The 14,606-nt window shown below is 42.0% G+C and carries 13 protein-coding genes; 7 read left to right on the top strand and 6 right to left on the bottom strand.

Annotation, left to right across the window (positions count from 1 at the left end; all coding sequences use genetic code 11):
* Positions 1-6 precede the first annotated feature (6 nt).
* Positions 7-906 (bottom strand): LysR family transcriptional regulator, encoded by a 900-nt coding sequence (locus tag ACSLGF_RS05890; protein ID WP_099727241.1) that lies wholly within the window; start codon positions 904-906, stop codon positions 7-9.
* Positions 907-1,078: 172 nt separating this feature from the next.
* Here ACSLGF_RS05890 and ACSLGF_RS05885 point away from each other — a divergent pair, with 172 nt between their 5' ends.
* The 7 genes from ACSLGF_RS05885 (at position 1,079) to ACSLGF_RS05855 (ending at position 10,681) form a co-directional block, all read left to right on the top strand.
* Positions 1,079-2,074 (top strand): LacI family DNA-binding transcriptional regulator, encoded by a 996-nt coding sequence (locus ACSLGF_RS05885; protein WP_456003330.1) that lies wholly within the window; start codon positions 1,079-1,081, stop codon positions 2,072-2,074.
* Positions 2,075-2,245: 171 nt separating this feature from the next.
* Complete coding sequence (locus tag ACSLGF_RS05880; protein ID WP_456003328.1) at positions 2,246-3,511, top strand: extracellular solute-binding protein; 1,266 nt, start codon at positions 2,246-2,248, stop codon at positions 3,509-3,511.
* Between the two features lie 146 nt (positions 3,512-3,657).
* A complete protein-coding gene (locus ACSLGF_RS05875) occupies positions 3,658-4,896 on the top strand; it encodes a carbohydrate ABC transporter permease (RefSeq protein ID WP_456003756.1) in 1,239 nt (412 codons plus the stop codon).
* Between the two features lies 1 nt (position 4,897).
* Positions 4,898-5,740, top strand: a complete 843-nt coding sequence (locus tag ACSLGF_RS05870) for a sugar ABC transporter permease (RefSeq protein WP_456003326.1) — start codon at positions 4,898-4,900, stop codon at positions 5,738-5,740.
* An 11-nt stretch (positions 5,741-5,751) separates the two neighbouring features.
* Complete coding sequence (locus ACSLGF_RS05865) at positions 5,752-6,960, top strand: glycoside hydrolase family 53 protein (RefSeq protein WP_456003324.1); 1,209 nt, start codon at positions 5,752-5,754, stop codon at positions 6,958-6,960.
* A gap of 23 nt (positions 6,961-6,983) precedes the next feature.
* Complete coding sequence (locus ACSLGF_RS05860; RefSeq protein WP_456003322.1) at positions 6,984-9,050, top strand: beta-galactosidase; 2,067 nt, start codon at positions 6,984-6,986, stop codon at positions 9,048-9,050.
* 302 nt (positions 9,051-9,352) lie between these two features.
* Complete coding sequence (locus ACSLGF_RS05855) at positions 9,353-10,681, top strand: CitMHS family transporter (protein ID WP_456003320.1); 1,329 nt, start codon at positions 9,353-9,355, stop codon at positions 10,679-10,681.
* Positions 10,682-10,725: 44 nt separating this feature from the next.
* On the opposite strand, the gene ACSLGF_RS05850 is transcribed toward ACSLGF_RS05855, so the two are convergent.
* The 5 genes from ACSLGF_RS05850 to ACSLGF_RS05830 all read right to left on the bottom strand — a co-directional run bounded on the left by ACSLGF_RS05850 (position 10,726) and on the right by ACSLGF_RS05830 (position 14,565).
* Positions 10,726-11,154 (bottom strand): DUF4064 domain-containing protein, encoded by a 429-nt coding sequence (locus ACSLGF_RS05850; RefSeq protein WP_456003318.1) that lies wholly within the window; start codon positions 11,152-11,154, stop codon positions 10,726-10,728.
* A 24-nt stretch (positions 11,155-11,178) separates the two neighbouring features.
* Entirely contained in the window at positions 11,179-12,132 is a 954-nt protein-coding gene (locus ACSLGF_RS05845; protein WP_456003316.1) for an ABC transporter permease, read from the bottom strand.
* Entirely contained in the window at positions 12,129-13,058 is a 930-nt protein-coding gene (locus ACSLGF_RS05840) for an ABC transporter ATP-binding protein (protein ID WP_456003314.1), read from the bottom strand. The genes ACSLGF_RS05845 and ACSLGF_RS05840 overlap by 4 nt, the downstream gene beginning before the upstream one ends.
* Before the next feature lie 280 nt (positions 13,059-13,338).
* A complete protein-coding gene (locus ACSLGF_RS05835; RefSeq protein WP_456003311.1) occupies positions 13,339-13,860 on the bottom strand; it encodes a tubby C-terminal domain-like protein in 522 nt (173 codons plus the stop codon).
* Positions 13,861-14,226: 366 nt separating this feature from the next.
* On the bottom strand, positions 14,227-14,565 hold the full coding sequence (locus ACSLGF_RS05830) for a zinc ribbon domain-containing protein YjdM (RefSeq protein ID WP_034323363.1): 339 nt from the start codon (positions 14,563-14,565) through the stop codon (positions 14,227-14,229).
* Positions 14,566-14,606: the final 41 nt, after the last annotated feature.

Here is a 14,606-nt window from a genome sequence, read left to right as displayed (position 1 = left end):
CTTCTCCTATTGCGGAGAAGCGTCTTTTCTCTCTTTCCTTAACAATTCAACAAGCAATTCCTTATTTTTATTCCCGCCTGTCATCGGTGATTCGACATAGGAAAATTTCCGTTTAAAGTCCATTCCCCTCACAGAAATGACAGCCAATTCCCCGCCAATGCTGCCTCGCTGGAGAACATATTTAGATAAAACAGACAGCCCCATCCCGTGAATGACAGCCTCTTTGATGGCCTGGTTGCTGCTAAATGTCACAAAGGTCCGCGCTTTCAGTCCATTTGATTTCAGGACGTGCTGTAAGTATTCTCCGGTCCCTGATCCCTCTTCTCTCGTGATCCATGTTTCGTTTTGCAATTGATCAATCGTGACATCCTTTTTCTTTGCAAACGGGTGGTCTAATGGGGCAACGATGTAGAGTTCATCCTCTAGAAAGGTTTCCACAGAAAGTTCTTTGTCATTTGTCTGTCCTTCAATGAGACCGATATCGACATGGAACAAACGGACATGTCTTGCGATTGCCTCTGTATTATCAATGACCACCTCAATATCAACATGCGGATAGAGCTGATGAAACTCCGCCAATATTTGCGGCAGCACGTACTCACCAATCGTGAAGCTCGCTCCAATCGTCAGCTTCCCTCTTGCCAGATGATGATGCTCATAAATATCCTGCTTCGCCTGTTCATATAAACGAATGATTTGTTTTGAACGATGGTATAACATATCCCCAGTTGGTGTAACGGTTAATTGCTTTGGCGAACGATTGAGCAGAACGGTCTGGAATTCCTGCTCCAAGTTCTTAATATGAAGACTGACACTCGGCTGAGAAATCCGCAGCTTCTGGGCTGCTTTTGTGAAGTTTTTCTCCTCCACGACTGTCACAAAAGTCTTCAGTGCATCATAATACATCTGTCCCTCTCCTATCAGAAATCTTAATCCAACACCTTCATTACATATATCTTACTAATTCCTTTCCAGCTCGTAAAGAACCACCTAAACGAAAACAATTTAATAAAAATATTTACTAATTTTTTTAAAGACTCTATACTGAGAGGAGATATTTTCTATAGGAGGTGCTGATTTGGCAGCAAAAATAAAAGATATTGCTAAAAAAGCTGGATTATCGATTGCGACTGTGTCTCGCGTACTGAACCAAGATCCGAATCTTTCTGTCACGGATCAAACACGTGAAAAAGTATACGCCGCCGCGGAGGCTTTATCCTATCAAAAAAAGACATTCAAACATTCCTTAAAAAAAATCGCCTTTCTCTATTGGATGACCGAAAAGGAAGAGCTTGAAGATATTTATTTTAAATCCATTCGTCTAGGCATTGAGGAACTCACTAATACCCGGAGTTTAAATGTCACCGCTTACAATCCAACTGATGGTCTACACTCCATTGATCCTTCTACAGAGGGGATCATTGCTATCGGCCGATTTAAAAAGTCAGAGCTTGACCAATTATATGCGATTACACATCACATCGTCTTTATTGATACGTCTCCAGATGAAGACCGCTTTGATTCTGTAAAACCAAACCTGAAACGAATTGTTGAAAAGATCATTGATTCCTTTATCGAAAAACAGCACAAATCGATCGGATTCATTGGGGGGACAGACCTTGATCTCAATACAAATATGCACATTCCAGATATTCGTGAAACGACCTTCCGCGAGTACATGTCGGCAAACAATGAGCTGGATGAGCGATTGGTCTATATCGGTCACCATTTCTCTGTAGATGAGGGCTATTCGCTCATGATGAAGGCGATCGACGAGCTCGGTGATGATCTGCCCACCGCCTTTTGTGTCGCAAGTGATCCCCTTGCCATTGGCTGTTTACAAGCATTAAATGAGCGCGGATTTTCCCTGCCGAATCGCGTCAGCGTCTTTAGTATCAACGATATTCACGTCTCTCAATATGTCTCACCACCGCTCACAACCTATCATATCCATACATCTTTACTTTGTGAGACAGCGGTCGATTTACTTTTAGAAAGACTTGTTGACGGCAGAACATTACCTAAAACCGTGCTGATTGCCTCAGAACCTGTCTTTCGGAAAAGCACCATATAAACAGCTAGAAGCCCCGCCCAATGTGGAGGGCTTCTTTTCTCTCTAAACCAGTAAAATATTTTACTTAATAAATTTAATAAAATATGTTTACTTTTTTTACTTAAGTTGATATTCTCACATTAAGAAAGCGTTTTCTTATTATCTGTGAAAAAAGAACGAGAGGGGATTACAATGAAAAAGGGAAAATGGGCGATATTATCGGCAGTCGTTGGTGCTGCTGTGCTGCTGCTTTCAGCATGCGGACCAGGAGATGACAATTCAAGCGGCACACAGCCGGCATCTACAGGTACAAAGACCTTGCTAGTGTGGGAGGATGTCAAAAAGTCTGATGGGATTCAAGACGCTGTAAAAGAATTCGAAAAACAAAACGATGTGAAAATCAAAGTAGTCGAAAAAGCGTATGCTGACCAATTAGAAGCTCTCCGTCTTGATGGGGCGGCAGGGACAGGTCCAGATGTGATCACCATGCCTCACGATCAAATTGGATCAGCTGTAACGGAGGGGCTATTACAGGAAATCAAACCAGATCAAAAAGTGATTGATTCCTTCACAGACGAATCTATTCAATCACAAACGGTGAATGGCAAGCTGTATGGTCTGCCAAAATCTGTTGAAACCACCGTGCTTTTTTATAACAAAGATCTTGTGAAAAAGGCACCAACTACACTTGATGGCTGGTATGATCTTTCGAAAAAGCTGACAAAGGACGGTAAATACGGTTTTGTCGCGAAATGGGATGAAATTTACTACGCACAAAGTGTGTTAGGCGGATCAGGGGGCTATATTTTCAAACAGAAAAGCGATGGCTCTTATGATGTCAATGATATCGGTCTGAATAACGATGGCGCCATCGAAGGCGGAGAGTACATTCAGAAATTCTTTAGCGAAGGGCTTTTCCCGAAAGGCATCATTGGTGAACAAGGTATCAACGTCCTCAACTCCTTATTCACAGAGAAAAAGGCAGCGGCTATTATTTCTGGTCCGTGGTCATTTGGTCCATATAAAGAAGCTGGTATTGACTATGGCGTGACCGAACTGCCAACACTCCCTAATGGAAAACATATGAGCTCATTCTTAGGTGTGAAGAGCTACAACGTCTCCTCTTATTCTAAAAATAAAGAACTTGCTGAGAAATTTGTTGAGTTTATCACGAACGAAAAAAATTCGAAGAAGCGCTTTGAAGTAACAGAGGAAATTCCACCAGTGAAAAAGCTGATGAAAGATCCAATCATTACTGAAAACGCAAATGCGGATGCTGTTTCAAAACAAACGAAATATGCCACGCTGACACCGAACAACCCAGAAATGGCAGAGGTGTGGAAGCCGATTGACAGCGCATTAGGGCTGATTGCGACCGGCCGTACAGATGTGAAAAAGGCATTTGATGATGCGGTCAAACAAATCGACTCTCAAATCAAAGCGAATCACTCAAAATAAACATCGAACGCGGGTAGCCTTGCGTCTATCAAGCTGCCCGTTGTTTCATCTAATTTCATACGAAGTAGGTGTTAGACGTGACGGGTAACCTTGAACTAGACCGCACACACACAGTGGAACTAAAGACACACCGGAGACGGGCGCTAATGTTCTCTCTTATACCCGGGATGGGGCAAATATACAACAAACAGTATAGCAAAGGGGCACTCTTTTTCCTGTTCGGCGTCTCTTTTCTGATTGTATTTTATGATTTATTCAATATTGGCTTCTGGGGATTGTTCACACTTGGTACGATGCTGCCTCGTGACAACTCTGTCTTCCTTTTAGCAAAGGGGATTATTGCGCTTTTAACAGCTGGATTTGGTATCGGATTTTACGTGCTCATGATGCGTGATGCATTTATGAACGGAAAGAAACGTGATCAAGGGGTTCCGCTTCATTCCATCCGTGCTCAATATCATCAGCTCATCGATCAAGGCTTTCCTTACTTAATGAGCACTCCTGCTTTCTTTTTACTTTTATTTTCTGTTGTCTTTCCTATCATGTTCAGCTTTGCGATTGCCTTTACGAACTACGATTTATACCACTCGCCACCTGCCAATCTCATTGATTGGGTAGGGGTCAAAAACTTTCAAAATATCTTTTCGATCGATATTTGGAGAGACACATTCATTGATGTACTTGGCTGGACCGTCGTATGGACATTGGCTGCTTCGACCCTTCAATGTGCCGTCGGCATCTTTCTAGCTGTCCTGCTCAATCAGAAGGATTTAAAAGGGAAACGGTTTTTTAGAACGATTTTGATTCTGCCTTGGGCTGTTCCGGGGTTTGTGACCATTTTGGTGTTTGCCGGACTGTTCAACGACACGTTTGGTGCCATCAACAATACGCTTTTTGCATCGATTGGGATTGATCCAAAGCCGTGGCTGACAGATCCATTTTGGAGCAAAATTGCCCTCATTGCGATGCAGACTTGGCTTGGATTTCCTTTTGTTTTCATTATGACAACCGGTGTTTTGCAGGCCATTCCTGAAGATTTATACGAGGCAGCGACCATTGATGGAGCAAACTTCTTTCAGAAATTCCGGTCCATCACATTACCGCTTGTCCTCTATTCAATTGCACCTATATTAATCACGCAATATACCTTTAACTTTAACAACTTTAATATCATCTACTTATTTAATGGCGGAGGACCGCCTGTTGCTGGGTCAACAGCTGGGGGTACGGACATATTGGTTTCTTGGATTTACAAGCTAACGATGCAGTCCTCTCAATACGCACTGGCTGCCGCTGTGACGATCTTACTTTCGATCTTTGTCATTGCCATTGCACTCTGGCAGTTTAAGAGAACGAATTCATTCAAAGAGGAGGACATGATGTGATATGGGATCAAAACAACAAAAACTCATTCGCCTGAGTATCACTTATTTTATCCTTTTCATTGCCTCCGCTTGTATTCTATATCCACTGCTTTGGACGATCGGTGCTTCCTTTAATCCTGGGAACAGCCTCATGAGCACAAGCATGTTTCCGAAGAATCCAACGATCAGCCACTTCACCGAGCTGTTCTTTGGTCAAGGGGCACTTTATGCAAATTGGTATTGGAACTCAATGAAGATCAGCATTGCCACCATGATCTTAACGCTGATTCTCGTCAGCTTTACAGGCTATGCCTTTTCCAGATTCCGTTTCAAAGGACGGAAAAATGGGCTGATGCTCTTTTTGCTGCTGCAAATAATTCCTCAATTTTCTGCGCTGATTGCGATTTTTGTTCTGGCTCAAATGCTTGGACTGATTAACAGCCACTTTGCACTGATTTTGATTTATGCAGGCGGACAAATTCCGATGAATACGTATTTAATGAAAGGCTATCTTGATGCGATTCCGAAGGATCTCGATGAATCAGCCAGAATGGACGGTGCAGGGCATTTCCGGATTTTCATCCAAATTATTATGCCGCTCGCCAAGCCGATTTTAGCCGTTGTCGCCATCAACTCATTTACAGGACCACTGGGTGATTTCATCATCTCCAGTGTCATTGTCCGATCACCCGAAATGTATACGCTCCCAATCGGTCTGTACAATCTCGTTTCAGACAAAATGGGTGCCAGCTACACGACCTTTGCAGCCGGGGCTTTACTGATTGCGATTCCTGTCGCTTTATTGTTTCTTGTTTTACAAAAACAATTTGTATCCGGCCTCACACAAGGCGGGACAAAAGGATAAGGAGAGATTTGATGAAAAAATGGATGCTCGTCACTGTTGTCGTTTTCTTTCTTATGGGGTTAGGTATTCTGCCTGAAGCAAAAGCAGACACGATTTCTGTTCGGCCGATTAATGGACTGCAAGGGGACTTCATCAAAGGGGCCGATATTTCGATGCTTGCAGAAGTCGAGAGAAGCGGCGGCAGATACTACGACCAGAACGGACAGCAGGTTGATCCGCTTAAACTATTAAAGGACAAAGGCGTCAACTATGTGCGCATCAGACTGTGGAACCATCCATACGACAATCAAGGCCGTGCCTATAACGGCGGGACAAATGATTTAAACACAGCCATCGCTCTATCGAAACGAGCAAAAGCACAAAACATGAAAGTGCTGCTTGATTTTCACTACAGTGATTTCTGGACCGATCCTGGTAAACAGTTTAAACCGAAGGCTTGGGCGTCCCTCTCACAAAGCGATTTAGAAAAGGCTGTCGGCACTTACACAAGTGATGTGCTAAAAGCGATGAGGGCGCAAAATGCCTTGCCGAACATGGTACAGGTCGGGAATGAATTGAACTCCGGTATGCTGTGGCCGAACGGAAAGAGCTGGGGTGAAGGCGGCGGTGAATTTGACCGGCTCGCTGCTTTGCTAAAGGCTGGCACAAATGCTGTTCGCTCTGTCGATTCGAACATTAAAGTCATGCTTCATCTTGCACATGGAGGAGACAATGGCGCATCTCGCTGGTGGTTTGATGAAATCACAAAACGAGGCGTCACATTCGATACGATCGGTTTGTCTTATTATCCGTATTGGGATGGTGGATTCAGCGGCCTTTCCTCCAATATGAATGATATTAGTGCCCGCTATAACAAAGACGTCATTGTGGTGGAAACCGCCTATGGGTTTACAACAGCAAATGGTGACAACTTAGAAAACTCATTTAATCAAGACTCCGTCAAAACAGCTGGGTATCCAGCTTCACCGCAAGGGCAGGCATCTTTTATACGAGATGTATCAGAAAAAATTTCACAAGTGAAAAACAATCGCGGGAAAGGGTTCTTTTATTGGGAGCCGCTTTGGATTCCAGCGAAAGGTGCTCCGTGGTCTAGTCAATACGGGCTAGCTTATATTCAAACAACCGGTACGGTCGGAAATGCTTGGGAAAATCAGGCCATGTTTGATTTCAACGGAAAAGCACTGCCTTCTCTCGATGTATTTAAACAAATGACACCGTAATTAAAAGGATAGGACGTGACAAAATGGGAAAGCGTTACCCGCTCGTTCACCCAAATGTGAAAGGCTTTTTGCATGGTGGTGATTATAATCCAGATCAATGGCTCCATATGCCAGAGATCATTGACGAAGATTTTCGATTAATGAAGCTTGCACACTGTCAAACATTCTCCATCAACATTTTCGCATGGAGTAAGCTAGAGCCAGAAGAAGGTCAATATGACTTTGCATGGCTGGATGACATCATGAACCGCTTGGCAGCGCAGGGGGCTCACGCCATTCTCGCAACACCAAGCGGGGCAAGGCCTGCTTGGCTGTCACAAACATATCCAGAAGTATTACGCGTCGAAGCGAACCGCCAGCGTAACTTACACGGGCTTCGGCATAATCATTGCTTCACCTCACCGGTTTATCGAGAAAAAACGAATACACTCAACCGGTTGCTTGCTGAACGCTACAAGGATCATCCAGCACTGATCATGTGGCACATTTCGAATGAGTACGGCGGCGAATGCCATTGCGATCTTTGCCAGGAGGCCTTCCGACATTACCTGAAAGACAAATACAACCATGACCTTGATGCATTGAATCAAGCATGGTGGACGGGATTTTGGAGTCACATCTATAGTGATTGGGCACAAATTGAGTCACCTGCACCGCATGGGGAGCACATGATTCACGGCATGAACCTAGATTGGAAGCGCTTTGTCACAGCTCAAACAATCAATTTTTATCAAAATGAGATTGAGCCGCTGCGAGAATTGACGCCTCATATCCCAGTGACCACCAACTTTATGGGCGACTATCCGCATATGCGTCCATTCCTTGGGCTCGATTATCATCAATTTGCAAAAGAAGTCGACGTGATCTCATGGGATAGTTACCCTGCATGGCATAGCGGCAGAGAAACAACTGCCGAATTAGCGTCAAACGTCGCCTTCGTTCACGATTTGTATCGTTCGTTAAAGGACGGACAGCCGTTTCTCGTGATGGAAAGCACACCGAGCCTCGTGAACTGGCATGATGTGAATAAAGTCAAACATAAAGGAATGGCACACCTCTCTGCCATGCAGGCGATCGCCCACGGATCAGACTCCGTGCTGTATTTCCAGTGGAGACAAGGACGAGGCGCCTCTGAGAAATTCCACGGTGCAGTTGTTGACCATTCAGGGCATGAACATACGCGTGTGTTTCAAGAGGTGGCTGATCTAGGGAAACAACTAGAGCAGCTGCAGCCGATTGCGGGCACATCCGTTCAACCTGAGGTCGCGATCATATACGATTGGGAAAACCACTGGGCGATTGATGATGCTCAAGCCTTAAATAATACAAACAAACGCTATGTGGAGGCTTGTCAAACTCACTATCGCAGCTTCTGGAAAAAGGGCATCCCTGTTGACATTGTCGGAATGGAAAAGGATTTCTCATCCTACCGGGTGCTGGTTGGGCCAATGCTCTACATGATCAAACCAGGCGTCGCAGAAAAGATTGAAGCCTTTGTCAAAGAGGGCGGCATTTTTGTTGCGACATACTGGAGCGGTATGGTTGACGAAAACGATCTCTGTTTCCTCGGCGGTTTCCCGGGCCCTCTCCGCAATGTACTTGGCATTTGGGCAGAGGAAATCAACACATTGATGCCAGATGAACACGTCTTAATGACCACAGGGAATGGACGCACCTACCATGTCGGCCAATATTGCGAATCCATTCATCCTGAAACGGCCTCTGTGTTAGGGCATTTTGAGAATGGCTGCTATGAAGGACAGCCAGCCCTTACTGTCCGTCCATTTGGAAATGGGAAAGCGTACTATATGGCTTCCGAAAATGAGCAGGCTTTTTATGATGAGTTTTACGAGGATCTCATCGCAGGCACTGGCATACAGCCTGTCCTATCTTCTGCGATCCCAGAGGGAGTCAGTGTACAAAAGAGAACAGATGGCACTCAGGACTTTGTGTTTATGATGAATTTTACAGAACAGCAGCAGGGCATCTCACTAGATTCAATGGAAGGCTATGAAAATATGCTGACTGGACAGCATGTGCCCGAGCAGCTTCAACTTGATCCTTACGAATACATCATCTTGAAAAAATAGATTGAAAGATGCGTCCATTCATTGGACGCTTTTCGATTTTAATAATTCTAAATACCTATATAAATTCTTTTAATTATAGATATGCAATATTCACTTGAAGTGTTATTTTTATCTAAATTTTTTGACATGTTTGACACAGCGCCCCGACTGGATTCACCATCCTTTTTTACCATTGTATAGGTATGAAAGTGGTTGCCTAATACTCATATTTTTGATACTCTTTTTTTCAATGCAGCTGTGGGACTGCATTGTGTTAAAAAGAGCAAACAAATGTAAACGGTTTATTGTAGGGGGAGGGGCTTATGTTAACGTTTGTTGGATTGTTGATTATTTTAACGATTGTTGTATTGCTGATTTGGGGGAAAGCAAGTCCAATTGTCGCCATGGTCATGGTACCTTTGATAGGGGCGCTCATTGCGGGATTTGGTATCAATGACATTCAAACCTTTTTTGAAGAAGGGATTATCAAAGTATTGCCAGTGGCGATCATGTTTATCTTCGCCATTTTATTTTTTGGCATTTTACAAGATACAGGGTTCTTTGAACCTGTTATTAAAGCTTTAATTAAGCTGACAAAAGGAAATGTTGTCACGGTTGCGATGGGAACTGCTTTGATTGGGGTCATCGCACACTTAGATGGAGCAGGAGCTACGACCTTTTTATTAACTGTACCTGCACTGCTTCCGCTTTATAAAAAATTACATATGAGTCCTTACTTACTGCTGTTATTAATCGGGACGAGTGCCGGCTTAACCAACATGGTGCCATGGGCTGGACCGACCGGACGAGCAGCAAGTGTCTTGAATATGGATCCATCAGAGCTATGGGTGCCGCTCATACCAATTCAGCTCATCGGAGTCGTTCTCGTGTTGGGGATGGCGTTCATCTTAGGGAAAAGAGAAGAGAAACGTATTAGGGTGAAAATTGCTGCAAACGAAGTAGCCGCTGTCCAACTAGAAGGCGCTGATTGGGACCAGGCTATTCAATCTATCAGCGAAACAGGCGACGCCTCTTTAAAACGTTATCACCTCATCTGGGTGAATTTCATCCTGTTTTTGGCTGTTGTTGTCCTTCTTGTGCTGAGTGTGATTCCAGCCAGTTACATGTTTATGATTGGACTTTCTCTTGCGCTGTTGATTAACTATCCGAATGTGAATGTACAAATGGAAAGAATCAAGGCTCATGCACCTAGTGCGCTGATGATGGCTGCTGTCATCTTCTCTGCAGGTTCATTTCTAGGCATACTCGAAGGGACGGGAATGCTCAAAGCAATAGCTGTTGACAGCGTTCAAATTCTACCTGCTTTCCTGCTTCCATTTTTACATATCATTGTGGGGGTGTTTGGAGTACCGCTTGATATGCTGACAAGTACAGATGCCTATTATTATGCACTTCTGCCAATTGTCGAATCGATTACATCTGAGGTTGGCGTGTCAGGCACTTCAGCAGCATATGCCATGATGATTGGAAATATCATCGGAACCTTTGTCAGTCCACTTGCTCCTGCTGTTTGGCTTGCCATAGGTCTTGCAGGGGTCGACATGGGAAAACATATCCGCTACTCCTTCTTTTGGATGTGGGGATTCAGTATCGTTTTACTCATCGTCGCCAAGCTGATTGGCATCATATAAAAAAGAAAGACATGCGCATATGGGCGCATGTCTTTTTCTTTGATTTATGAAGGATATTCACTTGTGTGCACTTCTGTTTTCGGTTTTTTAATCAGTGACATCAACCCAACGATAAGCAACAAGATCATCGGAACGAAGGCAAGACCAACGGTTCCAATTAAAAGAGTCACAGCCGAAACCAAGAAAAGAATACCAGAAAGCACAGCACGGCGGTCTGTTTTTAAGAAAATCACGCCTACAATGGTTAACACAGCCGCAATCGCGGAAACCACCATGAACTGAGTGCCAAATGCATGGACCGAAGCCTGAAGTGTTTCGATTGGCAACGTTTCGCCTTCCTCTTGTAACACTTCATTGATTTGATCATAAAACGATTGATCCACGGAGAGCATCAATGCCCCAAAACCAATTCCAATCACATTGAGGACAATACTAATAATCCCCATTACTTTTTCACCTTTACGTTTAATCATGTGTAAACCTCCTAAAAAGTTAAATTAACTGCCTGTTTTCACTTCTCGCTTTTGGAAGACAATTAAAGCAATCGCCAAGAAGATAGCCCAATAGATAACGAGGACTGTTAATGAGAATCCTAGAGACATGCCTTCGATAAAAGGAACATCTTCCATAAAATATTGAGATGGATCATTCGCAAATAGCAAATACCTTGCCCAATCGAAGAAGAACATTAAAATACTTGTAATCGTTCCACCTACAATATAGGCTAACACACTGATGGCGATGGAGATAGCCTCACTTCTAAACACCGTTGAGATTGCAAAAGAAAGTGTCCCCAGGACGACAAACATTGCACAATGAGCAAGATAATAAAAGACCATATTTGCAAACTGTGAACGTTCAATCACTTCACCATTTTGATAGACCAAATTCACATAATCGGTGTTAAATCCGAAGAAGATGGCACCCAAGATAAATGACAGGATAAATAGTACCACGACAAGTAAAAGAGAATACAGCTGAACCGTCATATATTTAGATATTAGGATCTTTAACCTTGATGGTGGACGAATCAGTAATAATTTAATGGTACCATGCTTATATTCAGCCGACACAATGGTGGAAGCAATGATGATCACAAACACACCTACAAGCTGGAGTAAATTGGCGTTTGTTTTGACATAATCCCATGCATTGTCGCTAAATTGATTAGCTGGCGGCAAATTATGTTTAATTCGATGGTCATTAATAGCTATTTTTCTTTCCAGACTTCGTTTAAAGAAACCATTTTCCGTTTCTTTGAGTTCTTTCTTGTTTTCATCATTCATCAGTTGCAGCTCAGTCTTCCAATCACTTGACGATTGATCATCGTCATTTGTCTTAACTGCAAAGATCAGCGTGGCAATCATGCCTAAAACAAGAAGTCCAACCATAATCCAAGTACCAACACGATAACTGATCTTCATCCACTCGTTTTGAATGAGGCGAATCATACGTCTGCCTCCTTTTTACCTGTTAAGCTTAAGAACTTATCTTCTAAGGTTTGTTTTTCTATTTTGATTTCGTACAAATGAATAGAAGCCTCACTCAAATGACGAATCAATTGCGGCATTTTCTCTTCTAGGATGGAGAAGAATAAGTACTGCTCCTCTTCTCTAACCGTGATGCCTTCCTCGAATGCCTCAATGAGCTTTTGAGCTTCTTCTAGCTCACTTGATGCTACTTTCATTCGATAATTGACCAAATCATCCTGCTTCGTCTCCGCACGCTGATCCTCAATCGCAATCAGCTTTCCTTTTTGGATAATGGCGAAACGATCACACATCAATTCCATTTCTGACATGAGATGACTAGAAACGATGACAGCAAGACCTTCTTCCTTTGCCAGCCTTCTCAAGTAATCTCGTATCATTCGAATTCCCTCTGGATCTAGTCCATTGGTCGGCTCATCTAAGATTAGCAGTTTCGGTTTATGTATCAATGCCTGAGCAATACCCAAACGCTGCTTCATTCCTAATGAAAACGTACGGACACGCTTATGTTTCACATGCTGCAAACTAACTAGTTCTAGCAGTTCATCAATTCGACCTTCATCCACTTTTCCATTCATTCTGGCAAAATGAACAAGGTTTTGCCTTGCCGTTAAATGATTATACATTTCTGGATTTTCAATAATCGCACCGACATCTTGGATGGCATGCTGATAGGAGGTTTGAATACTATGTCCATTAATCTGAATGTCACCAGATGTAATCGGAGAAAGACCGACCATCATGCGAATGGTTGTTGTTTTCCCCGCGCCATTCGGTCCTAAAAAGCCAAAGACTTCTCCCGCTTGGACAGAAAAGCTCAAGTCTTGAACAATCTTTTTCCCGCGAATATGCCTAGATACATTATGCAGTTCTAAAACGTTCGTCACGTTACCTCTCCTTCTTTGTCTAAGTATCATCTATCAATCTATTTCCTGATAAACACCATGATCCGTCAAAAATAGAAGAACACTTCCATATGGTACAGCAATGCCCAAAAATTGTGAAGGGAATTAGCCAAAATTTAGAGAATCCTCTGCCTTTTTTAAGGTAGGGTTAAGGTAATGATTTAAAATGATCTAATTCTTTATTTTATTAATAGATATCAATATGAAGACTATGATGTATAAAATTATGATGGCATTAAGGAATTCCTCTAAAGTAGTGTTTCTACTCTCTTAACATAAATATATAATAGAGGCACGCGATAAGATGGACAGTTAGGTCACCCTGTTTTTTTTCAATAATAACTGTTGCAGGAGGTATAATTTTATCGTACGTAATTTCAGCTATAGTCTGCTCTGAGTCTTCCAATCTAACACGTTTATCTGCGAAATCTTTCTTTAGATAATACGTAGTATCATTTATTATTAAATTCATCGTTGGATTTGCTTTCATTTTAGTTCTATCTTCTAATAAAAACCTTCCTTTATCCTTACATTCTATAACCCAATTTGAACGATACATTGATTTGAGGGATATATTTTCTATAGCTTTTACAATAGTATTAGCATTCGAATCCATTACCTCTACATTCACAAAAAACTCATCAAATATGTGATCAATTACTCTCTCAACTTTATTTTTATAAAATCTTTTTATTAATCCAATTTCGACATCTTCTTTATTAGTAATAGGTATACATTTAGTCGTTTTTTTCATAACAGGTTTTTTAAAATATCCAAATTCCATTTTTATCACCCCATTTATAATTTAAAGCTTATTAGAAGTATAGAGATCAAATAATGTTCCCAATAAAATACAAATGGAATTTTGTATTTTAGGTTTTGATTAAAAAATACCTTCGAATATCCTTTTGTATAGTCAATAATTAGCTTTAGAAACTTTATAAAAAAATATAAAACACCTAATTATTAAGGAATATGTTTCCTTTAACAATTTAGGTGCTTTTTGCACAATAACAACAATCATATATTTATTTCTAAATAATTAAGAAACAAATGAAGCAGACAAACCCGCTCTAAAAATTTCTGTTGCTAGCTATTCATGGACAAGTTCTAATTACTGAAAAGAATGAGATCTTGCTCTTTTCTATCGTTATACCTTTTTCACAAACTCTGACTTTAACTTCATAGCGCCAAAGCTAGGAATTTTACAATCAATGTTATGATCGCCTTCAACTAAACGAATGCCTTTGACCTTCGTCCCTATTTTTAAAACCGAAGAAGAACCTTTCACTTTTAAATCTTTAATGACAGTGACTGTGTCGCCATCACTTAACAGGTTCCCATTCGCATCTTTAACAACAAGCTGCTCCTCTGCCGCTTGTTCTTGTTCTAGTGACCATTCATGCGCACATTCAGGGCAGATAAGCAGACTGCCGTCCTCGTAAGTATAGGATGAACTGCACGAAGGACAATTCGGTAGATTAGACATTTGTATTTCCTCCACATTTCTATTTCATTTATCACTATTTT

It is taken from the genome of Bacillus sp. A015 (genome assembly GCF_053851875.1).
Note: the sequence above shows the minus strand (reverse complement) of the source record. Positions and strands in the feature narration are given on the sequence as shown.

Coding starts and splice junctions, on each gene's coding strand:
- ACSLGF_RS05855 (WP_456003320.1), top strand. CDS start 9,353: ATGTTAACGTTTGTTGGATTGTTGATTATTTTAACGATTGTTGTATTG.
- ACSLGF_RS05865 (WP_456003324.1), top strand. CDS start 5,752: ATGAAAAAATGGATGCTCGTCACTGTTGTCGTTTTCTTTCTTATGGGG.
- ACSLGF_RS05870 (WP_456003326.1), top strand. CDS start 4,898: ATGGGATCAAAACAACAAAAACTCATTCGCCTGAGTATCACTTATTTT.
- ACSLGF_RS05875 (WP_456003756.1), top strand. CDS start 3,658: ATGTTCTCTCTTATACCCGGGATGGGGCAAATATACAACAAACAGTAT.
- ACSLGF_RS05845 (WP_456003316.1), bottom strand. CDS start 12,132: ATGATTCGCCTCATTCAAAACGAGTGGATGAAGATCAGTTATCGTGTT.
- ACSLGF_RS05880 (WP_456003328.1), top strand. CDS start 2,246: ATGAAAAAGGGAAAATGGGCGATATTATCGGCAGTCGTTGGTGCTGCT.
- ACSLGF_RS05850 (WP_456003318.1), bottom strand. CDS start 11,154: ATGATTAAACGTAAAGGTGAAAAAGTAATGGGGATTATTAGTATTGTC.
- ACSLGF_RS05830 (WP_034323363.1), bottom strand. CDS start 14,565: ATGTCTAATCTACCGAATTGTCCTTCGTGCAGTTCATCCTATACTTAC.
- ACSLGF_RS05835 (WP_456003311.1), bottom strand. CDS start 13,860: ATGGAATTTGGATATTTTAAAAAACCTGTTATGAAAAAAACGACTAAA.
- ACSLGF_RS05890 (WP_099727241.1), bottom strand. CDS start 906: ATGTATTATGATGCACTGAAGACTTTTGTGACAGTCGTGGAGGAGAAA.
- ACSLGF_RS05860 (WP_456003322.1), top strand. CDS start 6,984: ATGGGAAAGCGTTACCCGCTCGTTCACCCAAATGTGAAAGGCTTTTTG.